Annotated in this window: 16 protein-coding genes and 1 pseudogene; 11 read left to right on the forward strand and 6 right to left on the reverse strand. The window is 46.1% G+C overall.

From position 1 onward, the window contains the following. A pseudogene (locus tag QUA00_RS15350) lies at window positions 1–1006 on the reverse strand (hypothetical protein); the annotation flags it as partial. A gap of 253 nt (window positions 1007–1259) precedes the next feature. Next, the gene (locus QUA00_RS15355) at window positions 1260–2447 is read right to left on the reverse strand and encodes a patatin-like phospholipase family protein (RefSeq protein WP_333139022.1); all 1188 of its coding nucleotides are present in this window, start codon (window positions 2445–2447) and stop codon (window positions 1260–1262) included. Window positions 2448–2761: 314 nt separating this feature from the next. Here QUA00_RS15355 and QUA00_RS15360 point away from each other — a divergent pair, with 314 nt between their 5' ends. The 9 genes from QUA00_RS15360 to QUA00_RS15400 all read left to right on the forward strand — a co-directional run bounded on the left by QUA00_RS15360 (window position 2762) and on the right by QUA00_RS15400 (window position 15921). Beyond that, a complete protein-coding gene (locus QUA00_RS15360; RefSeq protein WP_333139024.1) occupies window positions 2762–4780 on the forward strand; it encodes an NB-ARC domain-containing protein in 2019 nt (672 codons plus the stop codon). An 835-nt stretch (window positions 4781–5615) separates the two neighbouring features. Continuing rightward, window positions 5616–5888: a hypothetical protein gene (locus QUA00_RS15365; RefSeq protein WP_333410139.1), complete on the forward strand. Its 273-nt coding sequence runs from the start codon at window positions 5616–5618 to the stop codon at window positions 5886–5888. A gap of 170 nt (window positions 5889–6058) precedes the next feature. Beyond that, a complete protein-coding gene (gene psbD / locus QUA00_RS15370) occupies window positions 6059–7117 on the forward strand; it encodes a photosystem II D2 protein (photosystem q(a) protein) (protein ID WP_333055206.1) in 1059 nt (352 codons plus the stop codon). A 1028-nt stretch (window positions 7118–8145) separates the two neighbouring features. Further along, window positions 8146–8427: a 4a-hydroxytetrahydrobiopterin dehydratase gene (locus QUA00_RS15375; protein ID WP_333139028.1), complete on the forward strand. Its 282-nt coding sequence runs from the start codon at window positions 8146–8148 to the stop codon at window positions 8425–8427. 141 nt (window positions 8428–8568) lie between these two features. Continuing rightward, window positions 8569–10221, forward strand: a complete 1653-nt coding sequence (locus tag QUA00_RS15380) for an HD domain-containing phosphohydrolase (RefSeq protein WP_333410140.1) — start codon at window positions 8569–8571, stop codon at window positions 10219–10221. Between the two features lie 292 nt (window positions 10222–10513). Continuing rightward, on the forward strand, window positions 10514–12736 hold the full coding sequence (locus QUA00_RS15385; RefSeq protein ID WP_333410141.1) for an iron uptake porin: 2223 nt from the start codon (window positions 10514–10516) through the stop codon (window positions 12734–12736). A gap of 315 nt (window positions 12737–13051) precedes the next feature. Next, window positions 13052–13492 (forward strand): Rrf2 family transcriptional regulator, encoded by a 441-nt coding sequence (locus QUA00_RS15390; RefSeq protein ID WP_333410142.1) that lies wholly within the window; start codon window positions 13052–13054, stop codon window positions 13490–13492. Window positions 13493–13550: 58 nt separating this feature from the next. Then, window positions 13551–14513 carry a cysteine synthase A gene (gene cysK / locus QUA00_RS15395; RefSeq protein WP_333102231.1) on the forward strand — a complete coding sequence of 321 codons (963 nt, stop codon included), beginning with the start codon at window positions 13551–13553 and terminating at the stop codon, window positions 14511–14513. A gap of 727 nt (window positions 14514–15240) precedes the next feature. Next, a complete protein-coding gene (locus QUA00_RS15400; RefSeq protein ID WP_333410143.1) occupies window positions 15241–15921 on the forward strand; it encodes a J domain-containing protein in 681 nt (226 codons plus the stop codon). Between the two features lie 160 nt (window positions 15922–16081). Here QUA00_RS15400 and QUA00_RS15405 read toward each other — a convergent pair whose 3' ends face one another. Continuing rightward, window positions 16082–17581 (reverse strand): cyclic nucleotide-binding domain-containing protein, encoded by a 1500-nt coding sequence (locus QUA00_RS15405; protein WP_333309198.1) that lies wholly within the window; start codon window positions 17579–17581, stop codon window positions 16082–16084. Between the two features lie 205 nt (window positions 17582–17786). Further along, the gene (locus QUA00_RS15410; protein WP_333309196.1) at window positions 17787–17921 is read right to left on the reverse strand and encodes a hypothetical protein; all 135 of its coding nucleotides are present in this window, start codon (window positions 17919–17921) and stop codon (window positions 17787–17789) included. A gap of 102 nt (window positions 17922–18023) precedes the next feature. On the opposite strand from QUA00_RS15410, the gene QUA00_RS15415 reads away from it, so the two are divergent. After that, on the forward strand, window positions 18024–18896 hold the full coding sequence (locus tag QUA00_RS15415; protein ID WP_333410144.1) for a 6-carboxytetrahydropterin synthase: 873 nt from the start codon (window positions 18024–18026) through the stop codon (window positions 18894–18896). Between the two features lie 149 nt (window positions 18897–19045). On the opposite strand, the gene QUA00_RS15420 is transcribed toward QUA00_RS15415, so the two are convergent. Further along, window positions 19046–19171 (reverse strand): hypothetical protein, encoded by a 126-nt coding sequence (locus QUA00_RS15420; RefSeq protein WP_333309192.1) that lies wholly within the window; start codon window positions 19169–19171, stop codon window positions 19046–19048. A 31-nt stretch (window positions 19172–19202) separates the two neighbouring features. On the opposite strand from QUA00_RS15420, the gene QUA00_RS15425 reads away from it, so the two are divergent. Beyond that, window positions 19203–21353, forward strand: a complete 2151-nt coding sequence (locus tag QUA00_RS15425) for a tetratricopeptide repeat protein (protein ID WP_333410145.1) — start codon at window positions 19203–19205, stop codon at window positions 21351–21353. Between the two features lie 135 nt (window positions 21354–21488). On the opposite strand, the gene QUA00_RS15430 is transcribed toward QUA00_RS15425, so the two are convergent. Next, the gene (locus QUA00_RS15430; RefSeq protein ID WP_333410146.1) at window positions 21489–22988 is read right to left on the reverse strand and encodes a response regulator; all 1500 of its coding nucleotides are present in this window, start codon (window positions 22986–22988) and stop codon (window positions 21489–21491) included. Between the last annotated feature and the right edge of the window lie 2 nt (window positions 22989–22990).

A 22990-nucleotide genomic window follows, 5' to 3' on the forward strand; every position in this document is an offset into this window, starting at 1 on the left:
TCAAATTAGCTGTCGATGTTCCGGTATTCAAATTAGCTGTCGATGTTCCGGTATTCAAATTAGCTGTCGATGTTCCGGTATTCAAATTAGCTGTCGATGTTCCGTTACCGCCACTGTTCGACGATGATCCGGTGTCACCACTGCGGGGGGTCAAAGTGACAGTATTGCCAGAAGAAGTGCTGACCTGTAAGCTGTAATCAGCAGAGGAAGCTAATGCAGTTTTACTGCTGACACGGATTCTGTATTCAGTATTTGCTTGGTACGGGACAGAAAGCAGCGCATTCTTACCACCGCCACCGTCATCATTGAAGTCAACAACTTCCCCAGTATTAGCGTTGACAACTTCCACATAAGGGTCAAAGCCATTTGTCGTGCTGCTGAGGGAAATTTTGATCGGTTCGCCCACCGAGGATATTTTTACTTGAAATTCATCCGCAAGTGTGTTGCCAATACTGGGAGCCTTGACCGGAAAAGTAAAGTCTTTGGCGCTCTCCAATTTACCAGCGAAGGTAATAGAGTTGCCCGTTAGAGGGCTGCTGCTGAAGTTGCTACCTCTCGCAACTAAACTAACATTACCATTAGGAACGCTGGCCCGCAAACTGTAGGGATAAGTAGACGACGAGCTGGTAAATGAATTCACGCTGGTGACGCGGACTTTGTACTTGGCGCTGCCGTCAATTGTCAAAGAATTAGGAATTGTCGGATCGTCAACTAAATCAATATTTCCTGCAGGCTGACCGGCTTCAATCAATGAGTTTAGACTCTCTGAAGATCCATCGTCTGAATCAGCAACCACCCGACCCGTATTGACATCTATAACTTGCAGAAACGGATCATATTTGCTGTTTGGATCTGTAGTTGTAAGAGCAAGCTTGAGTGCTTCCCCGATCGCATCTGTATTCAAGTCATATTCATCAGCCCGCGTGAAGCCACTAAGCTCAGGGGGAACTGGAAAAATAATGTCATTGTTATCCAATTGACCAGATTTTATATCAGAAGTAGCCATGGTAGTTTACCTCAAGAATTAAAATTTGTTGAAATGAATGATGTTGGAATTTCTGTAACTCAACATCAATATCGACTAAAGAAACCGGGTTTTTTACTGAATCTGTGGCCTTCAACGAAGTATTTTCGTAAAAAACCAAGTTTCTAGGACTTTATGCGTAAGTCAGATCGAAATTAGTGGGCTAATTTCTCTCAGAGAAGGCCAGAAATCCTTGCAGGGGAATAAATTTTCTGATCTTGACTCAATAGTGATCTTACAATTGACTCAAATAAGGAATTACCTCCCGCATAGAATCCAATAAGGAATGATGCGATGTCAGAGATTTAACAAGCTTACTCATATCCTCCTTGCATTCCTTAGTTTTAAGGAATTCTTCTGCTATCTCAACCAATAAATAGAGATTATCTGGATCGGCACTAAAAGCCTTAACATTCTCTGTCAGAAGCGGTTGAAAGCGGAAGTATTCGCTCTCTCCGTCAAGTAATTCTTTGGCAACATAATCATTGGCATCATTTGAACCATCAAACAATACATCTAGCATCGGGATACCTTTGACTATGCTTACCCAATTCAAGCTACCCCACTCTTTCGCTTCTTCAACTGTAATCCGATTCAAAGCCATACCAGAACCAAAAGAAGCGACTACAGAAGGAAAATCTTTAAATTGTTTGCGTCCTTCGGCGATTGCACAAAGTACAGGGTTATTGGCAACAACACCGCCATCAATTAAAGGGATACCTTCATCCGGGATTTTTATAGTTGTCTCTTTCCCTGCTTTTGTAGCTGTTTTTGCCTTTACTTTAAGAGATTTAAGAAATTCCTTATTCTGGGTAACGTGAGCTGGAAAAGCCATAGGTGCAGCGCACGATGCTCTACAAACCTCCCACACTGGCATTGTTTTATACTCTTCTCGATAGTTCTTGAAGATTACAGCATCGTGATTATAGACATCGTAGCTTGGGATGACTACTAATTTTGGCAATTGACCAAATTCCTGACAGCCAAATACACTTTTGATTACCTCCTCCAGACCTTGGCCATCGGAGAAAGGTTGAAGCATAAATTTCTTGTCATTCTTATCGTCTTGACAAAATAGATGTAAAGGATCTAATTTGCTGAAGTCAATATTTTCCTGAATCACCTCACCCAACCAAACTTTCAAAGTCTCTTTGAAATTAGGAAAAATTTTCATGCCATTTTCTAGGTAAAATCCCTTCAGTTGTTTGGCGGAAAGTCCACTAGCTATTCCGCAAGCAATCAGGCTACCTGTGGAAGTTCCGGCAATGATATCAAAGTAATCTTTTAATTCCTTTTCGGGATTCTTTTCCTGTAGATCTTCTTCTAGCTTTTCTAGCAAAACCGCCGTTAAAAGACCACGAATTACGCCACCGTCAAAAGAAAGAATATTGTATGGAGATTTTGGATGTTTATGGGTGAACATTTCAGTTCCTCTCTGAATGATAGGTTGTTAATTTAGTGACTCGATACTAATTTCCAAAGTTTTCGTGATAAGAGAAGGTGTTACATCGTTGGCAATTTACAGATTTTTTTCATACTTACCTTATGCTCACGAGTCCTTTAGTTCGTAGTTACACAATAACCTTCTCACCTCAGCCCTCACAGTGGGAAAAAGTCAGAAAAGGCCAGAATTTTATATGAAGATTTAATAACTAAAGTAAAAAAAAGTAACAAGAGTCAGAAAAAGTGATAGTCTATAAGAGTAATTACTTAGTCACTGTTTTACAGTCACAGCTAATGACTCTCGAAGAAGCCTTAGCAATTTTAGACACCCTACTCAAACCAGGCCACTTAAACGACGTTCAAGACCTAGTATTCCGCCAATCTTGGCAAGGACAGTCTTATCAAAACATGGCGGATACATCAGGATACGATGCCGACTACTTAAAAGATATCGGTTCCCAATTATGGCGAACAATTTCTCTGGCATTGGGAACTCAAGTCACAAAACGCAATATTCACTCAATCCTTGAATCATGTACACGCCCGTCTCCAGATAAAACACCGAAAACCACATCACCAAATTTGCCCGATTGTTGGGCTAATTGTCACCTTTGGGAAGCTTTGGGCTTAAAACGTTATCCAGAGGAACAAGCGATCGCCTTCCCAAATCCTTCCCTAATAACAAAAACCCACCACAATTTATCAGAGGCGATCGACGTTTCTATTTTCTACGGGCGTACTCAAGAATTAGCTACCCTTAAACATTGGATTTTACAAGATCGTTGCCGCTTAATTACCCTGATCGGTATGGGCGGAATTGGCAAAACTGCTTTATCGGTAAAGTTAGCAGAAGAAATTCAAGGTGAATTTGAATTTGTCATCTGGAAAAGCCTGCAAGATAGTTCACCTTTACCCGAAGAATTAGCTAAAATTATCCAATTTTTATCACAGGATCAAACTACCGATTTACCCCAGGTTGTAGGCGAACGCATCTCTCTTCTTATCAAGTATTTACAGCAGCATCGGTGTCTGATTATCCTTGATGATTTAGACTTCCTTTGCCAGAGTGGTAGCTATGCAGGCACTTACCGCGACGGATTCTCTAACTACAGCCAACTTCTGAGACAAATTGCTGAAACCAATCACCAAAGTTGCGTGCTAATTGTCAGCAGAGAAAAAGCGAGAGAAATTGCATCTTTAACCGGAGCAACTTTACCCGTCCGATTCTTGCAACTGCAAGGTTTAGCACCAGTCGCAGCCAAGGAAATCCTCAAACTTAAGTCTTTAATAGGAACCCCTGCTGAAGAAGCGGAACTAATAAAATGCTACCAAGGTAATCCTATAGCTTTAAAAATAGCAGCGAGTTCCATCCAAGATTTATTTGCGGGGAATATTCGAGATTTCTTAGAACAAGAAGAAACTATTTTTAATGGGATTCGCCTTTGGTTAGATGAACTATTTAATCGCTTATCTCCGATAGAAAAACAAATTTTTTACTGGTTAGCGATTAACCGAGAACCAGTTTTGCCGACAGAACTTCTAAATGATATCGTCCCGCCAGTTTTCCAGGCAGAATTATTAGAAAGCTTAGAATCTCTCCAGTGGCGCTCTCTCATTGAACAAGCCGCAATTCAAGTCCCGGAAAAAAGTATTTTTGGCTTCACTCAGCAGCCATTAATCAGAGATTATATCACAGAAAAAATAATTGAGCAACTCTACCAAGAAATTACTAGAGAAGAGTGCAATAGTTCTACATCCTCTTGTTCCTTGTTTCCTTTTCTTCAAAACTATGCTCTGATTAAAGCTACAGCCGAAGAGTCGGTCAGAAAAAATCAAATTAGCGCCATTGTTACGCCTTTAATTTCCCGACTCCTAGTTACGTACAACACCACCGAAAAGTTAGCGGAAAAACTAAATTACATTTTAATCAAATTAGCAGAGCAGGGTGTAGCACCCGGATATGGGGCTGGTAATATCTTCAATTTATTATGTCAACTTCAACTAGATTTAACGGGCGCTGATTTTTCTGATATCACTATTTGGCAAGCAGATATGAGGGGTATTAATCTGTACCAAGTCAACTTTTCTGGATCTAATTTAGCCAAATCGGTTTTTAGTAGACCAAGAGAAAATAGTCATAATTTAGTTAGAGATGGCCGCGAACAAACGATTGAATGTTCAACGGTTGAAATGCAGAAGTATGGAAAAAATCTCTCCCCTTCAAGAATTTATGAAGGCATGAATATCAAGGGCGTTACAGGTTTAACTCAAGGGCAAAAATCCTTGCTAAAAGCTTTAGGTGCTGTCGAGTAAGCTGTCAAATTATTTAATTTGGCAACTAAAAAGTCCCGATGTTCCGATGTTTATCGTTTAGTTGGTGGGTGATGCTGTGGGGCTAGGCCACCCTAAAGCGCTTGTGACAGTTCCTAAGTCTTGCGGGTTCCTAACAGTCTGTGATGAACCTAGTTAAATCTATAGGATTTAACCTAAAATGATTACAGGTAAAGCCACCGCCAACGCCAAATCGTAAAACGCCCAATCGTAAGCAGTTCTTTACCGAATATGACAGCCAAGACAACATTTTTGTTGAATCATTGAGGCGGATTTTGATTGACCGAGAAAATGGGATGCAAGCCCCGTCCTTTTAGGACGGCTTTATGCTATAGTTTAATTGGTTGAAATCCCCACCTAAGATTGCAGCGATATATACTCATCTTGAGTTGAAACCGGGACTGATCCAGTAATAGGGAAAGACCCAAGGGCAATGGTTAAAATCCAACCTGGAAGCAAAACAAAGTATTGTTAATGTTTTTTAAACAAAACGATACATATAGTCGGGATAGGGCATTGCCACGACTTAAAATGAACATGGAGGCGCTCGTAAGACTACTTCGGTAGGATTGGTCGATGAAGTGTTAAGAATCCTCTCGCCTTTAGGCAGGGGAGTATGTCAAAAAAGTAATTCCCCACTAGGTTGAGGGAATAGGGGGCTTGCCGTTTAGCCTCTGGGTGCTAAATTCACTCAAAATGTCGATCGCTAGCAATCTCTAGTTTTTAACCAGCGGTTTCTCAATCATTTTCATGCTCAGCAATTGCCCTGAGCTCCGAAACCCGGATTCTCTCATACTTGATTGAGAGAGAAACCCGGTTGCTCAATCATTTTCCGGCTTTGAGCAATTGCCCTGAACTCAGAAACCCGGATTCTCTCATACTTGATAGAGAGAGAAACCCGGTTGCTCAATCATTTTCCTGCTTTGAGCGATCGGCCGATCGCTCAGAAACCCGGATTCTCTCATACTTGATGGAGAGAGAAACCCGGTTGCTCAATCATTTTCCTGCTTTGAGCGATCGGCTGATCGCTCCGAAACCCAGTTTATCTATTGCCTTGCCCGTCAGAACTACCAACTTACTCAAAACTTAAAATTCGCTCTTGCTATTGTAAAGATTTCCCTTTATAATCATCATCAGCGGTAAAGAAACGTAAATTATACTCACAATCCACTCATTTTATGCTACAGCAGAGCTATGAGGTGGGAAGTTGTGACTAGAACAACGTCCGTTGTAATTATATCCATTTGGAGATTTCCGTAAATGACAATCGCAGTCGGACGCGCCCAGACCGAAAGAGGCATCTTTGATGTCCTCGACGACTGGCTCAAACGCGATCGCTTCGTCTTCGTAGGCTGGTCTGGCATCCTGCTATTCCCCTGCGCCTACCTAGCCATCGGTGGCTGGTTAACAGGCACCACCTTCGTCACATCTTGGTACACCCACGGTTTGGCAAGCTCCTACCTCGAAGGAGCCAACTTCCTCACCGTAGCAGTCTCCACCCCAGCCAACAGCCTCGGACACTCCCTGCTGTTCCTGTGGGGCCCCGAAGCACAGTGGGACTTCACCCGCTGGTTCCAACTCGGTGGGCTGTGGACATTTGTCGCCCTCCACGGCGCCTTCGCACTGATCGGCTTTTGCCTGCGTCAGATTGAAATCGCCCGTTTAGTCGGCATCCGTCCCTACAACGCCCTAGCATTCACCGGCCCCATCGCCGTGTTTGTTTCGGTGTTCCTGCTTTACCCCTTGGGTCAATCAGGCTGGTTCTTCGCCCCCAGTTTCGGCGTCGCAGCAATTTTCCGCTTTTTGCTATTCCTGCAAGGCTTCCACAACTGGACGCTCAACCCCTTCCACATGATGGGCGTTGCAGGCATCTTGGGCGGTGCGCTGTTGTGCGCTATCCACGGTGCAACCGTAGAAAACACCTTGTTTGAAGACGGCGAAGGCTCAAACACCTTCCGCGCCTTCAACCCAACTCAGTCAGAAGAAACCTACTCGATGGTTACAGCTAACCGCTTTTGGTCGCAAATCTTCGGAATTGCCTTCTCCAACAAGCGCTGGTTGCACTTCTTCATGCTGTTCGTACCTGTCACAGGCTTGTGGATGAGTTCCATTGGCATCGTCGGTTTAGCATTAAACCTGCGCGCCTATGACTTCGTATCACAAGAATTACGCGCTGCTGAAGATCCTGAGTTTGAAACGTTCTACACTAAGAACATTCTGCTTAACGAAGGCATTCGTGCTTGGATGGCTCCGACAGACCAACCTCACGAAAACTTCATCTTCCCTGAAGAAGTTCTGCCTCGCGGTAACGCCCTGTAATCAGCGCGAAATATCAAAAATTCCAACATTTTAAAAGGGTAAGATAAAGCAGTTTAGGCTTTACCCTTAATGCTTAAAAAGCTCCTGCCTGGTGGCGGGAGCTTTTTGTTTGCAGGATTCGATCGAATTAGCGCCCTAAAAAAAATGATTTTGTACAAAAACCAACTCTGCCTGCGGCTAGAACAACTCGTGTCTCTATATCTGGTGAAGTTTCCTAGGATCGTCAATTAAATAATTTCCCTTTTTTCTTGTGGGATGGGCGTCCCGCCCGTCCTTTCTGGGCGGGCGGGACGCCCATCCCACAACAGTCATGAAAAGTGGATTTTATTTAATTCTCATCCCCTATCTGGTAAGAAATCGATCAGCCTTTCCCCGCCGCCAGAGTTGCCATGCACCTGATAACCGCACAGCCCGGATTCTGAAGAACATATGGGCAAATGGCTGAAACTACGATCGCCCGCTTGCTGTAGAGATCGATCAAAGACCTTGCAGCATCACTAATTTCCGCCGATCTTGCAAAATTCTCAATTTGCCTCCCCCACTTCTAATTTCTTGTGTTATTCTGATAATTGTGACTACTGGAATGATACTCAGAACGCAAGTTCTTTCGGTAACGCTGGCAATGGCTAGCGCACAAATCATCACCTTAAATCTTGTATTTAGGTGATGTGCGTTCCAATATTAAGCCATTTAGCTAAACCTGGAGGTGATGCCCATGATAGAAAGTAGTAAACGCATGGGTCATCAGATTGGAAACTACCGGCTGTGCGCCGGGGCCGCTCACTAGCAGTCAGCCGTCGTCTCCAACGGGAAACGACTTCCACGGGGAACCAGGCTGAGCTAGGGATTCTCCCGGCAGTCAGGTTCTAATCTGAAGACCCGCTAGACCGCTCTCACCTCAAATAGTGTTAAATCTTGAGTAGGAAAACTTGAGACTAAACGCTATTGGTGAGAGCGGATAGTTTTTTGGTCCGGGTTTCTACAGGTGGGCAGTTAATCTGCCATTGCTAATCCCAAAGAAAAAAATTATGGCTGAGCTACTTAACAATACTGAAATTCAAGAGCGCGCCAGTCAATTGTCAGGCTGGACGGTTGAAGGCAAACAACTGCGCTCTACCCGTGTATTTAAAGATTTTATAGAAGCGATCGCCTTTGTAAATAAGTTGGTCGCCCCCTCAGAAGCCGCAGCACATCACCCCGATATAGAAATTTCCTATAATAAAGTTACACTTAACTTGACAACTCACGATGCCGGAGGCTTAACTGAGAAAGACTTTGCGCTAGCCCAAGAGATTTCTACGCTAGATTAAAAGAGTGTCCGTTGGCGCAACAACAGGCCCCGCTCGCGGAAAGCTGGCCAATAAAAAATCGACTGGGGGTGAGAATCGGGTGCTAAAAAGTCGAGAGGCCAAACGTTCAATGTATAAAAGGCTATTCCCCATCATCCGACCATGATCGTATTTGAAAAGCCAGAGTTCAAGAACGAGTCTGCTGCGGCAGAAAAAACCCATCTGATAGAAAAGCTTTTAGATATTGGCGCGGCTCTGTCGAGCGCCCAAGATTTGGGCGACTTGTTAAACTTAATTTTATCCAAAAGTAGAGAAATCACCTACAGCGATGCTGGCAGTGTTTACTTAGTAGATAACAGCGACGAAACACCTAAGCTGCTGTTCAAGGTAGCGCAAAACGGTTCTAAACCCAGCCTGTCGTTTAAAGAGTTTGCTCTGCCACTGACAGACAAAAGCTTGGCGGGATACGTGGCAATTACAGGTCAAAGTTTGAACCTGTCTGATGCCTACGACTTACCCCCCGGCGTACCCTACCGGCTAGATACCAGTTTTGACAGGGATATTAATTACCGCACTTGCTCGGTAATGGTACTGCCGATGCAAAACCGACAGGGGGAGACAATAGGTGTACTGCAACTGATCAACCGCAAAACAAAGGCAGATACGGTGCTGACAGCAGACAATGCCTGGGAAGCGACGCAGCAGTATTCGGAGTGGGAAGAAAGGATAGTTCGATCGCTCGCTTCTCAAGCAGCCATCTCGATCGAGCGCAATCAACTTCAAGACAGCATAGAACATTTGTTCGAGGGCTTCGTCAAAGCCTCGGTGCAAGTCATAGAAGCCAGAGACCCCTGTACCTACGGCCATTCAGAACGAGTAGCAGCCCTGACAGTACGCCTTTCAGAAGAAGTAAACACCGTCAGCAGCGGAGGACTGCGCTCTATTTACTTTAACAACCGCCAAATTCAAGAACTTCGCTACGCCGCCCTGCTGCACGATTTTGGCAAAATTGGAGTGCCCGAAGCAGTTTTGACCAAACAGAAAAAGCTCTACCCCGCACAGCTAGAAATCATTCGCCACCGCTTTGGCTTAGCTCAACGGACGATGGAAATGGAATGCGTCCAGTCTAAATATAAATACTTGCTGGAGCATTCAGCCTACCGAAAACACCCAAGCCAGGAGCCAGAGTGCGCTCAATGCCAGGAAATCGAACAGCTAGACACTAAGCTAGCAGAGGCGAAAACCCGATTAGCAGAATACTGGGAAGTGCTGCTAGAGGCAAACGAGCCTCACATTTTGGCAGCAGAACCCCTAGCTCAACTGCGAGAGATTGCTCGACAAACTTACAGAGATATAGATGGGGCAAGGAAACCCCTGCTGAACCCAGACGAGATATTGCAATTGATGGTGTCAAGGGGCAACCTGACGCCGGAAGAACGATCGTCAATAGAATTTCACGTAACTCACACTTACGAGTTTCTGAAACAAATTCCTTGGACAAAGGATTTAAAAAATATTCCAGACATTGCCTACGGACATCACGAAAAACTCGATGGCACAGGCTATCCGCGAGGTTTAAACAAGTCAGAAATTCCAATTCAAGCGCAATTGATGACGATCGCCGATATTTACGATGCCCTGACAGCAGGCGATCGCCCCTACAAGCGAGCTCTGCGAACAGAGGCAGCGATGAAAATTTTGCGGCAAGAAGCAGCTCACAATAAAATCAACGCCGATTTGTTGGAACTATTCGATCACCGCCAAGTCTTTAGCGTTCTAGGACACAGCTTGGATGTTAAAGTCGAATCAGCCTAGACGAGTCGGGCGTGCTGTGCTAAAAAGTAAAGAGGCGATCGGGCGCTATCTAGTGTCAGCAGTCAAATCAATCCACAGCCCAAGCCTGGTATGGTTTTGACGCCGTTGAGTACAGGTAAAAAAACAGGCTCTGTGCAGCCGTCAGTCACATCTATATACTCGGTCAGCCCGAAAGAATCAAAAGAAAAAGTGAATTTTAGGTCTCTTTTTAGAGTATGCTAGTTGAGCAACGACTGACCACATAGAAGACTAAAAAAGTTTCTCTGTAATCGGTGTGAGGATGAGAGTGAATATGTCGAAATTTTTGTGGAGTTACTTACTAATCAGCCCAGCAGTCTTAGGAGCTACCCTAGTAGTTTCTTCGAGCGCGATGGCAGCAGACGCTCAGCAGGCTGCTGATGCGCTCAATCCCGCTGCCGCCAAAGCTGAAACCGCTGAAACCTCCGAAGCGAAACTAAATGCTTTAGCTGCTGTTTCCGAAACAACTGCAGCCTCCGAGCCAGTAGAAGAAATTTCCCAAGTCGCTGGCAGCGAAACCCAGGCAGCGATGGCAGATGTGGCCACGCCTGCAACTGAAAGTGCGCTCGTCGGAGCCAACACAGCCCCTGCTGAGGAAGATCCCCAAGCGGCATCACAACCTACAAGTGAATCTTTAGCCGCAGTTGAGCCAGCAGTCGCTCAACCAGTAGAAAATTCGGCCCCGGCAGCCCAACTAGAAATTCCAGCCCCAGCAGCTACCGCTCTCCCAGAGCAAATCGGTGCAGTTCAATTAGAAACTCCAGCCCCGGCAGTGGCAGAGTCGGCAGAACCAAGTTTGCCAAAACCGGCTGAATCTTTAGCCCAAACTGCAGCACCACAAGAGCAAAACCCAGCCGCCACATTAGAACAGCTCAACCAGTACACCACCGAAGGTGCTGCCGGCAGCGAAACTGAAGGTCAAGTTACCTCAGTATCTCAACTTTCCGACGTGCGGCCCACAGACTGGGCTTTCCAAGCACTCCAATCCCTAGTCGAGCGCTACGGCTGTATTGCCGGTTATCCCGACGGCACATTCCGCGGCAACCGGGCAATGACCCGCTACGAATTCGCAGCCGGTTTAAATGCTTGCTTAGACAAGGTGAGCGAGCTCATTAGAGCAGGCAGTGGCAACTTCGCTACGAGAGATGACTTGGCAGCCCTCCAACGGCTCCAAGAAGAATTTGCAGCGGAACTGGCAACCCTGCGCGGCCGCGTCGATGCTTTGGAAGCTCGGACAGCCGAACTCGAAGCCAACCAATTCTCAACTACTACCAAGCTGACCGGGGAAGCAATTTTTGCCCTCACCGACGACTTTAGGGACTTTAGTGCCTTGACTGGCGGTGTTAACGTTCTGGGCTCAAAGCGCAGAAGAGGCAGCAACAACAACGAAGCTGTCTTCCAACAGCGGGTACGTCTGAATTTAAACACTAGCTTCACCGGCAGAGACTTGCTGCTGACGAGGCTTCAGGTAGGCAACGGTCAACCCTTGAACTTAGGGTTGACCAGCGAAGGCACTCAAACTTGGAATGTCGTCGGCAGAACCGACAACGTTGTTGCCCTCGACACCTTGCTATACAAGTTCCCCGTCGGTCAGCGACTGAACGTTAGCCTGATAGCCAACGCTGGCGTTTGGGACGACATTATGCCGACTGTCAACCCTTACTTTGAAGACTTTGACGGCGGTAACGGGTCATTGAGCGCCTTTGGACAGCGGAACCCGATTTATCGCTTGGGCGGTGGCTCAGGTATCGGCTTTGACTACGCCTTCGGCGGCAGGGGCTTGCTGGGTGGCGTGTTCGGCCCGACTTCTCTGTCCTTCGGTTATTTGGCGTCAAATGCAGCCAATCCTAGCAAGGGTGCAGGCTTGACGAATGGCGACTACGCGGCGATGGGTCAGTTGACTTTTACCCCCGGACGCAACTTGCAAGTTGCTTTCAACTACAACCACGGTTACTTTGGCAGGGGTAACTTTGGGTTTGACAACGGTTCCGGGGCCAGCGTCCCCGGCGGTTTCACCGGTACCAACGAGGCTAATTCTCTCGGCTTTTTGAGTGACGGCTTTACCTACGAGGATGGCACCTCCTTCCGCGCTCGCAAAGTGGTCAGCAACTCCTACGGTGCTCAGGCTTCGTTGCGGCTGAGCCCGAGGTTTATCATTGGCGGCTGGGCTGGTTTAACCCATGCTCGCATTCTCGGCATCGGCGATGCGAAAATTTGGAATTACGCTGTCACCTTGGCTTTGCCAGATTTCGGGAAAGAAGGCAACTTGCTAGGGTTCGTGGTAGGTCGCGAGCCTTACTTGGATAAACTTAAGGTTCCGAGCGATTTGCGGGGCTTCACAAATGACCAGTCGTGGCACTTTGAAGGGTTCTACAAATTCAAGCTCTCGGACAACATTTCTGTTACTCCGGGCGTGATTTGGGTGACGAATCCCGATCAAAATCGCCGTAATGATGACACCATCATTGGTACCCTGAGAACTACTTTCACGTTCTAAGAGCAGATTAGAAGAGGCAGGGCGGTCCAACCCTCTCTGCTGGCAACTTCCAAATTTAGCCCTGCCCCAGGCAGGGCTTTTTTGTGCGACTGACGAATTGGGTGCCGACAATCAATAAAAAAAATTAAAATTATCAGTCGTAGACGGAGAAACCCGGTTTATTGCCGTAAGACCTTATGAATTGAGCAAAGTCGATTAAGTTCAGTGGAAAACCGGGGTATAATAAAAAGTTAGAAGTTAAAATTGTTAACTCAATAGTGAGGAAAATTTTGACATCTGACTTGGGAGTTGAGAATTCTGGTATTTGAAGCAATTATGGTAGAACTCTCCTGTAAAAGCGAATACGCAATCTTAGCTTTGCTGGAGCTTGCCGATTGCTACGAAGAAGGCGAGCCTCTGCAAATTCGCCAGATAGCGGCTCAGCAAAATATTCCCGATCGATATTTGGAACAGTTGCTGGCTACAATGAGACGCAGCGGGCTGATTCGCAGCCAGCGAGGAGCTAAGGGAGGTTATATCTTGGCCAGAGAACCCTGGAAAATTACACTCCTAGAAATTATCAACTGCCTCGAAGGCTCAGAGTTCGATCGAGCTGAAAAAGACTCGCCTGCTCAAACTGTAGAAAGTGCGGTGATTTGGGAAGTTTGGCAAGAAGCTCGATCGATTGCCAACTCAGTGTTGCAAAAATACACGCTACAGGATCTGTGCGAAAAGCGCAATGGCAGACGGCAGCTCGATATCATGTATTACATCTAGTTAAAATATTGCCAACTAGGAATTAAGATTTACTTTCAACCACAAACTGACAAAGATTATGCGTATTGCTGGCGACATTACAGAATTGGTAGGGCGGACGCCCCTGGTGCAACTCAACCGCATTCCCCAAGCCGAAGGCTGCGTGGCTCGGATTGTGGTCAAACTCGAAGGCATGAATCCGGCAGCATCGGTGAAAGACCGCATCGGTGTCAATATGGTCAATCAAGCAGAGGCCGAAGGTCTGATTAGTCCTGGCAAAACGGTTTTAGTAGAACCGACTTCTGGGAATACCGGAATTGCTCTGGCAATGGTGGCTGCGGCTAAGGGCTACCAGTTGATTTTGACCATGCCGGATACGATGAGCACGGAACGCCGATCGATGCTGCGAGCTTACGGGGCCCAACTAGAACTGACTCCCGGAATTGAGGGCATGAGCGGCTGCATCCGCCGCGCTCAAGAGATTGTGGACAAAACTCCCAATGCGTATATGTTGCAGCAGTTTCGGAATCCCGCGAACCCGCAGGTTCACCGTTCGACAACGGCTGAGGAAATTTGGGAAGATACAGACGGCGAGGTGGATTTCCTGATTTCGGGAGTCGGCACGGGCGGTACGATTACGGGTGTCGCAGAGGTGATTAAGTCGCGGAAACCCGAATTTAAGGCGATCGCCGTTGAGCCGGCTAATAGTCAGATACTGTCGGGCGGAAAGCCAGGGCCTCACAAAATTCAAGGTATCGGCGCTGGTTTTGTGCCGCCGGTGCTGAATGTGGATTCGATCGACGAAATTATAGTTGTTACCGATGACGATGCGATCGCCTATGGCCGTCGCTTGGCCAGAGAAGAAGGACTTTTGTCCGGTATTTCCAGCGGCGCGGCACTATGTGCGGCGGTGAAAGTCGGCCAGCGTCCCGAAAATGCAGGGAAATTGATTGTAATGATTCAGCCTAGCTTCGGCGAACGCTATCTCAGCACTCCCTTGTTCCAAGATCCAGAACTCAATCTGGCGATGGCCCTCAACTAGGTCAGCCTCCGACCCAAGCTGCAGAAACTGACAGCAGGGCGTACAGTGTACGCCCTGCTTGGCTTTGCTTTTTAGCTTAAAGAATTGCGATAGATTGTAGCTGCCTCGATCGCGAGCGAGGCCGAATTTCTCAAGGGCTTTTTTTTTGAACGAACCGCTTTCGGCGCGTTAGCCAAGTGGTCGGTAAGCGCTCTTGTCGGGAAGGAAGCAGCTAACAATTGCTGGGAGGATGGCTATATGAGTCCCCAATGTCGATCGGCTTACCACTTCCAAAGCCTCAATCTTTTTCTAAAATAGATTTATGTTGACACTCCCCGGCCTTAAGGCACGGGGATTCTTAAGACATTTCAGTCTTAATATCCCGCGCAAGCGTGGGTTCCCAGGCTGACTACTCTGGGCACAAAAGAGTGCGTAGTCATATCTCCTCAAAAATGTTTTGGGCGTAGACTTTCCCCCAGTCCGGGGGTAGGTTTTTACATCTTGTCTGATTTGGTTATTCTACCATATTCATTTGTTAAGATGGATTTGTTATTTTACTTAACAATGGAAAAAAGCCCTCCTACCAGGACAGGGTTTTTAACCCAATTTTCTGATAAGTTGAAAACTGACGTTTTCAACTTACACTTTTTGGCATTTATATCAGATAAATACCTAATAAATTAGCAAATAATGATATTTTTGTCAAGCTTTTTTTCACAGATAATCCAGATTTCAAGGAAATAACAGCGTGTCTTCCGTTACCAATCACTACAAAACCCTAAAGATTAGCCCAACCGCAACCCAAGCCGAGATTAAACAAGCATACCGCCGTTTAGTCAAATTATTTCATCCAGACAGCCGCAGCGACACAGCGGGTCACGAAGAGATTGTCCGCCTCAATGCAGCCTATGAAATATTAGGAGACGCCCAGCACAGACAATCTTACGATCGCCAACTTTCCGAGCAAACCGAACAGCAATCACCAGTCGCACCAAACGTCAGCCGCCAGCAACAACAAACAGCACGGGACGCTGACGAACTAATGGAACAGTGGCTGATTAAAGTATACAAACCAGTCAATAGAATGCTCAACAGCATCTTGAAGCCACTTAAAAAAGAAATAGACGAATTGTCAGCAGATCCGTTTGATGACGAACTGATAGAAAAGTTTCAACTTTATATCGAAACCAGCCGCGAGTATCTCAAAAAAGCTCATAACTTTTTTACATCAATGCCCAATCCATCTAATGTAGCCGGAGTTGCGGCCCATCTCTACTACAGCATCAATCAAGTCGGAGACGGAATAGAAGAATTGCAGCTATTTACCCTCAATTATGACGATCGCCACTTGCACACCGGTCAAGAACTGTTTAGAATTGCCGCTAGACTGCGGCGGGAAGCACAGGATGAATTAAAATTTAAAAGTTAGTTAGTCAACGAGAGGGGGAGAGGGGAGAGTGAGAGAGTGGGAGAGTGGGAGAGTGGGAGAATTGCTCAATTCCCAATTCCCAATTCCCAATTCCCTCAGCATTCATCCGTTAAATGCGTTAAATCCCGTACACGGCGCGTTGCCGAACTTCCTTTCCGTATCAAATTCCAAAAAGAACTTGAATTCGCTTGCGAATTTTAATAAAAGGAGTTTGTCCCAGAGAGTCGCCATCTAACAATCCCAAATCTCTCAAAGCTTGCTGGCGTTCCGACAATTTTTGAGCAATCTGATCGGCTAAGTTCGGCTGTTCTATTAAAAGTTTTTGCAAGTCGTGGCGTTCCACCACAAACAAAATTGCATCTTCGCTAGTTTTAACAGTCGCAGTTCTCGGAGTTCCCAACAGCAAAGATATTTCCCCAAAAAACTCGCCCTCATGAAGCGTAGCAATATACTGATCGGCTTTTTGAGAAAGAACTTCTACAGTACCCGAAAGAATAATATAAAAAGAATCGCCAGGGTCATTTTCTTTACATACAACCTGTCCCGCTGGAAACAGTTGTCGGTAGCCGTATTCAATTAACTGTCGCAGTTCTAAATCCGTACACTGTTCAAAATAAGTTACTCGCCGCAACAAATCTCGCAGCGTCCAATTATTAGGGGATTTAGGCCCTGAGTTTTTATGATCGGAAACCGTGGAATTAGATTTGACTTCTGTAGAATGTGTGGCATTCTGCGGAAAAAGTTTGCCGTTGGAATTATCGTCTTTGTTATTGTGAAAAAGTTGAGTTAACTCTTGGGGGTTTCGCAGCCACAAATCCCGCTGTGGAAAGGGAATTTCGATATTTCGGTGGCGAAATTCGTAATCTATTAAAAAATAGACTGCACTTTTAATAGCATCGCTTTCCTGTGGCTGGTCAATCCAAACTAAAAGTTCAAAATTTAAAGCGTGATCTCCAAAACCGCAAAACCATACTTTAGGAGAAGGATGGGACAAGACATTCGATTCCATCCGTGCCGCAATTAATAGCGCTTCCGTAACTATTACTGGGTCAGAGCCGTAAGCAACGCCGACGGGGATGTGGATGCGGCATCTGGGGTCTTTGTAACTCCAGTTAATAATGTTAGTTTCGACAAACTTAATGTTGGGTATGATTACAAAGAGACCGTCAATTGTTTTTATAATCGTAGAGCGGATCGAAATGGTTTCTACCGTTCCTAATAACTTGTCTATTTCAATAAAGTCTCCGACTCTAATTTGGTGCTCGAATAGCAGGGTGAGACCGCTGATAAAGTTGCTGGCGAGATTTTGCAAGCCGAAGCCGAAACCAATGCCGACAACGCCAGCTAAGACGGTGAGAGAAGTGAGGTTGATGCCGGCACTTTGCAGGACGAATATACAGCCAAGCGTTGCTAAAATATAGCTAATGATGGTGGAAATTGCTTCTCGACTGCCACGATCCAATCCCATCCGAACTAGCAGGCTGCGCTTGATTCCTTCACTGATAATCTTAGCTAGAATGAAGGCAAATATAGCTAAAACTATCAGTTGGACGATCGCACTGATGGACAGATGAGCGTCCCCGATATAAAAGAGGGGGGTTGTCATCGCACCCGACCAATCTTCAAAAAAGCGATCGGCTCGTGAAGTAATCCAATTCATTAATATTTGGTAAGGGGTAATGGGTGATTAGTTTTGAGCGCAACTGAACCGCCAACTGCTAACTATTGCAGAGCTTAGGCGAAAAACTCGAACTGTGGAGTGCCCTGTGTTGCAAAAAAGGTCGATTCCTTACCGCAACGGGCCCGCTTCGCGAACGGGATAAATCCGCACGCGCGTACTTTCTCAAAGGCTCGTAACTGATGGGTTAGCAATTGATGGCGAGAAACTGTTTTGTAGCGGTATTTTCTGCCGGATATCTGTGTTGTGGCGTAAAATGGGCCCGGCGGCTCGATCGATCGGCGACTTGTTGCCAATATTTGGAAAATTGGTAGAAATTCATTTACAGCACCCTCAAATAATCGAAAAATTCCAGCAAAAATTAGTTTATCCTTAAGAAGCGAGTCCTTTACAGAACTTAACAAGCTTACCCTACTTGACTTTTATGCAGTGCATCATCAATCGTCGGGCACAGTTTTCGGCGAGTCACCGGTACTGGCTGCCGGAGTTAAGCGAAGCCGAGAACTTTGAGCGGTTTGGCCCAACTGCCCGCGCACCGGGACACGGACACAATTACGTCCTTTACGTTTCCATGATAGGAGAACTCGACGAGAACGGCATGGTGCTCAACCTGTCTGATGTCAAGCACGTCATCAAACGGGAAGTTATCAAGGATCTCGATTTTTCCTTTCTCAACGAAGCGTGGCCGGAATTTGAGCAGACTCTGCCAACTACCGAAAACATAGCACGGCAAATTTGGCTGCGCCTAGCCCCTCATTTACCTCTGAGCAAAATTCAATTGTTTGAACATCCCGAACTTTGGGCTGAATATTTAGGAAACGGAATGGAAGCTTATCTAACTTTGTCCACTCATTTTAGCGCGGCCCATCGGTTGGCTCGTCCCGATTTGAGCTTTGAAGAAAACTCGGAAATTTACGGCAAATGTGCTCGTCCCAACGGTCACGGTCACAATTATCATTTAGAGGTGACTGTTAAAGGGGAAATGGATGCGCGGACTGGCATGATTGCTGATTTGGGAGCTTTACAAAAAGCCGTTGACGATTATGTTGTTGAACCGTTCGATCACACTTTTTTAAATAAGGATATTGCTTATTTTGAGAACGTTGTGCCGACTGCGGAGAATATTGCTGTTCGGATCGGGCAATTATTGCGATCGCCCGTTCGGGAATTGGGCGCAGAGTTGCACAAAATTAAGCTGATTGAAAGTCCGAATAATAGCTGTGAAATTTTCGGCGCTGATTTAGAGGAAGTCGTGGCCCAAAGTCAGCAGCCGGAAGCGGTTTTAGCTAAGGTTTAGAGCTAAAAATCGGGTCTGGTTCACCCGGATCTTTGGCTAATTGTGCAGATTGGTGAACCCGGCCCTACCAGCCTAATGATGATTTCGAGGGTTATTCAACCGGATTAGGCGCGAGAATATATTTTTGGACAAAAGTTCCACAGCCAGAATTACTGGCACTTTTCCTGAAAAGTCAGACTCCGCCCGTATTTTGGAGATAGTAAGTCAGCATTCCTCATGTCAGCTATTCTAACTGCTGAGACTATGAGTTCGATCGCCCGATCGCTGACAACCAAGCACTAATTTCTCCTAAATGAGTTGACGTTTATGCGCGTCTCTAATCTAGCTCTCTTGACTCTGGCTGCCCTCGCATCCCACAATTTAACTGCTAATACTAGCGCCAATCCTGCTGCACCTCCTATTTCTCCTGAGACACCGCAAGCTAGCAACGTTGTTGATGCCGTAAATAATACTGAATCGCGTCCGGCTGAGTCAATTAGCGAGCCTGAGACGATCGCCCACGAACAATTTTCCCCAAATATTACCGTATCCCGTCGGGCTGAGCCAATTAGCGAGCCTGAGACGATCGCCCACGAACAATTTTCCCCGCGAATTGCTGTAAAATCGCCGACAGGTTTACTGGTAGCGGCCGCTCAACCCGATGTATCTGCTAGTGCCAAAACCAAGGCGAATACTCCTGCTGCATCCGGCGATGAACTAACAAAATCTTTACAAGAAACCTGGCTGGCTAAATTAATCGAAACCGGGGCTGAAAGCAATCCTCAAGTTCGCGAGGTTTTAGCTTTTATCTCCCCGTCTAGTGGCAGTGCGGAATCTGGATATGGTTTTAATAGTACCATAACTCTGCTCAATATTTTGCTAATTCTTGGTACTGTATTTCCACCTGTGACAATTGCATTTTTTTGGATGATGCGACGGCTGATAATCAAACAGTTGGTGGCTGATGCCAATAAACGATTGCAGGGCATTGGTGTATTGGAATCCGAACTCAGAAATTCTAGCCAACTGACTCAAAAGTTAAAGGATGAATTAGAAGCGCAAATGGGTGCAGCTAAACAATCCCTTGATTTTTTAACTAGAGAAACTGAAGTTTCCAAATCTTCTGTCGAGCAAATTGAGACTCTCAAATCTCAATTTATCATGCACCTGCAAGTTTTGCGGAAAGAAGTTGACGAGAAAAAATATCAAATTGTTCAAGAGATTTCCCAAGTTCCCGCAGTTGTTGCCAAAGAAGCTCTCAAAATCGCACCTCAACCGGCCTTAAACAATTCCCAAAAATCGCAAACTGCACCTGCTAACGACGAAAAATTGATTGCTGACGATTATATCAAGCAAGCCGAAGGGCTTTATTTTCAAGGCAATTATGATGAAGCATTAGTCTGTTTGGAAAAAGCTGTTTTAGCGAATAAATTTTTGAATGAGGCTTGGTATTGGCGCGGAAATGTGTTAGTAAAATTGCAGCGCATGGAAGAAGCACTGGCCTGTTACGACCAAGCAATATTAATTAAACCGGATAACTACGAAGCATGGTATAATAAAGCGAGTTTGCTGGCCAAATTGCAGAAGTACGAAGAGGCGATCGCCTGTTACGAGCGAGCAAGTTCGAGCGAATCCCGAAAATACGGGTGTTGGCACAGTATAGCGGCTTTGTTGGGTCAATTGCAGCATTACGAAGAAGCGATCGCCAGTTACGATCGCGCCCTGGCTATCAAAGCAACCGACAGCGAACTTTGGCACAACCGAGGTGCGATGCTGGCCAAAGTACAACAGTACGCAGCAGCAGTTGATTCTTACGATCGCGCTATTGAGATCAATCCCAACAGATACGAAACTTGGTACAATCGAGGCAATATGCTGTGGAGACGGCTCCGCTACAGCGATGCTATTGATTCTTACGATCGGGCGATCGGCATCCGGCCCGACAAATACGAAGTTTGGTACAATAGAGCTGCTGTGCTCGGAAAATTGCAGCGATATCAAGAATCGATCGAATCCTACGACAAAGCAATAGCGATTAAACCGCAGGATTTTGAAGTGTGGCACAACCGAGGCGTAGCTTTCGACAAACTGTCGCAGCACGAAGCAGCAATTGCATCTTACGAATCAGCAATTACCCTTAATTCCGAGTGTTACGAAGCTTGGTTTTGTAAAGGCGAATCTTTGGCAAAATTGCAGCGCCATGAAGAAGCGATCGCAGCTTATGAGAAAGCGATTGCTATTAAGCCTGACTCCTACGATGCTTGGCGTCATGTGGGGATAGCTTTGTCAGAATTAAAGCGGTATGAGGAAGCAATGGCAGCTTACGATCAAGCTATTGCCATCAAACCAGAAAATGCCGAAGCTTGGCGCGATCGAGGCGCACTTGTATCAGAATTAAAGCAGGATACAGAAGGATTTATTGCCGGGGAAAAAGATACTCAGAAACAGCCACAATCCGATCAATCTTCGGAGAGTTAGTTCGGTATTACCTACACCACTACGTGCACACCCGAAGTTTCTTGTTGGTAATTTTGCGCTGTGATGGGCAATCGCAGAAACCCCGCGATTGCCCATCACAGCGCACCATGATGGATGAAGATACCCGACATTATATCAAGCTGACAGCGACAAGACAGGAGACTCCTGCTGAAGCGGAATCTCAATAGTAAACTCTGTTCCCCCGCCTGGTGCAGAAATACACCCCAAGCTTCCCCGGTGTTTTTCCACTACAATTTGCCAGCTAATCGACAACCCAATCCCTGTGCCCTTACCGGGGGGTTTTGTCGTAAAAAATGGGTTAAATACGTGGCGACGAACCTCTTCCGAGATCCCTGGCCCATTGTCCACAATTCGGACAGCTACGCAATTGCTGCTTGTTACTTCTGTGCTAATCCGAATCACGCTAGGATTCGCTTTAATTTCTTCTAGCGATCTCTGCGTGTTCCACTCGTCAATAGCATCGATCGCATTGGCAAGTATATTCATAAATACCTGATTCATTTCTCCCCCATAACAGTCCACTTCGGGCAGGTTTGGGCAATAGTCCCGCACCACTTCAATCGAGGGGCGCTCTGAGTTAAATTTTAGTCGGCTCTGTAAAATCATCAGCGTGCTGTCCATGCCTTCGTGAATGTTGACCGCTCTCATTTCATATCCTTCTTGCCGTGCGAAGAGGCGCAAAGATAAAACGATTTCGCGGATGCGATCGGCTCCTAAGTACATCGATTTGAACAATTTAGGCAAGTCGTCTTTGAGATAATCTAGCTCGCTGGCTGCGATTTCTGCTTGTATATCTGGAGCCGGATTAGGATAGTGCTTTTCGTAGAGGTCAAGGATAGTGACCAAAGCTTTTGAATATTCCAGAGCATAGGAAAGATTTCCATAAATAAAATTAATTGGATTATTGATTTCATGAGCTACGCCAGCCACGAGTTGGCCTAGCCCGGACATTTTTTCGCTCTGAATGAGCTGGCTTTGCACGTGCTTGAGTTCGTGCAGGGAATTTTCGAGCTGTAGGGCTTTGTGCCGCTCTCGCGCTTCCGATGCTTGCAAAGCTGCTTCTGCAAGCTTGCGTTCAGCAGCCTCCTGCTTGAGGCGTTCATTCGTTTGGGAAAGTTCAGCGGTGCGCTGTTCTACTCGCGTCTCTAGCTCTTGTGCCAAAACTTGTAGGTCGGCTTGCGCTCGCTCGCGCTCGACAATTTGCGCCTGAAGCTTTTTAGTTAGATTTCGCAGATTCAGGTGCGTGATAGCGCGAGCTAAAACTTCTTCGTGTTGAAGGGGCTTAGTGATATAATCAACTCCCCCCACATTAAAGCCTTGGACTTTGCTTTCTGTATCGTCCAGCGCGGTCATAAAAATGACTGGGATATCTTTAGTTAAGTCATTCGCTTTCAGATTTTGACAGGTTTTAAATCCGTCCATTTCTGGCATCAGCACATCCAACAAAATTAAATCCGGCTGGCAATATTGCACTTTTTTGAGAGCGCTCGACCCACTGCGAGCTACCCAAACAGTAAAGCCAGATGCGGTCAAAAAATCCAATACTGAACCCAGATTAGTGGGCGTATCATCCACAATTAAAATGGTGCCTCTGTCTAAAGATTCCCTAGTCATTT

This window comes from Microcoleus sp. T2B6, from assembly GCF_036700475.1.
Classification (GTDB): Bacteria; Cyanobacteriota; Cyanobacteriia; order Cyanobacteriales; family Microcoleaceae; genus Microcoleus.

Excerpts from the sequence above, each read along its gene's own strand:
- psbD (WP_333055206.1), top strand. The coding sequence starts at position 6,059 with ATGACAATCGCAGTCGGACGCGCCCAGACCGAAAGAGGCATCTTTGAT.
- QUA00_RS15355 (WP_333139022.1), bottom strand. The coding sequence starts at position 2,447 with ATGTTCACCCATAAACATCCAAAATCTCCATACAATATTCTTTCTTTT.
- QUA00_RS15425 (WP_333410145.1), top strand. The coding sequence starts at position 19,203 with ATGCGCGTCTCTAATCTAGCTCTCTTGACTCTGGCTGCCCTCGCATCC.
- QUA00_RS15405 (WP_333309198.1), bottom strand. The coding sequence starts at position 17,581 with ATGAATTGGATTACTTCACGAGCCGATCGCTTTTTTGAAGATTGGTCG.
- QUA00_RS15430 (WP_333410146.1), bottom strand. The coding sequence starts at position 22,988 with ATGACTAGGGAATCTTTAGACAGAGGCACCATTTTAATTGTGGATGAT.
- QUA00_RS15380 (WP_333410140.1), top strand. The coding sequence starts at position 8,569 with ATGATCGTATTTGAAAAGCCAGAGTTCAAGAACGAGTCTGCTGCGGCA.
- QUA00_RS15390 (WP_333410142.1), top strand. The coding sequence starts at position 13,052 with ATGGTAGAACTCTCCTGTAAAAGCGAATACGCAATCTTAGCTTTGCTG.
- QUA00_RS15360 (WP_333139024.1), top strand. The coding sequence starts at position 2,762 with ATGACTCTCGAAGAAGCCTTAGCAATTTTAGACACCCTACTCAAACCA.
- QUA00_RS15375 (WP_333139028.1), top strand. The coding sequence starts at position 8,146 with ATGGCTGAGCTACTTAACAATACTGAAATTCAAGAGCGCGCCAGTCAA.
- cysK (WP_333102231.1), top strand. The coding sequence starts at position 13,551 with ATGCGTATTGCTGGCGACATTACAGAATTGGTAGGGCGGACGCCCCTG.
- QUA00_RS15415 (WP_333410144.1), top strand. The coding sequence starts at position 18,024 with ATGCAGTGCATCATCAATCGTCGGGCACAGTTTTCGGCGAGTCACCGG.
- QUA00_RS15385 (WP_333410141.1), top strand. The coding sequence starts at position 10,514 with ATGTCGAAATTTTTGTGGAGTTACTTACTAATCAGCCCAGCAGTCTTA.
- QUA00_RS15410 (WP_333309196.1), bottom strand. The coding sequence starts at position 17,921 with ATGAATTTCTACCAATTTTCCAAATATTGGCAACAAGTCGCCGATCGA.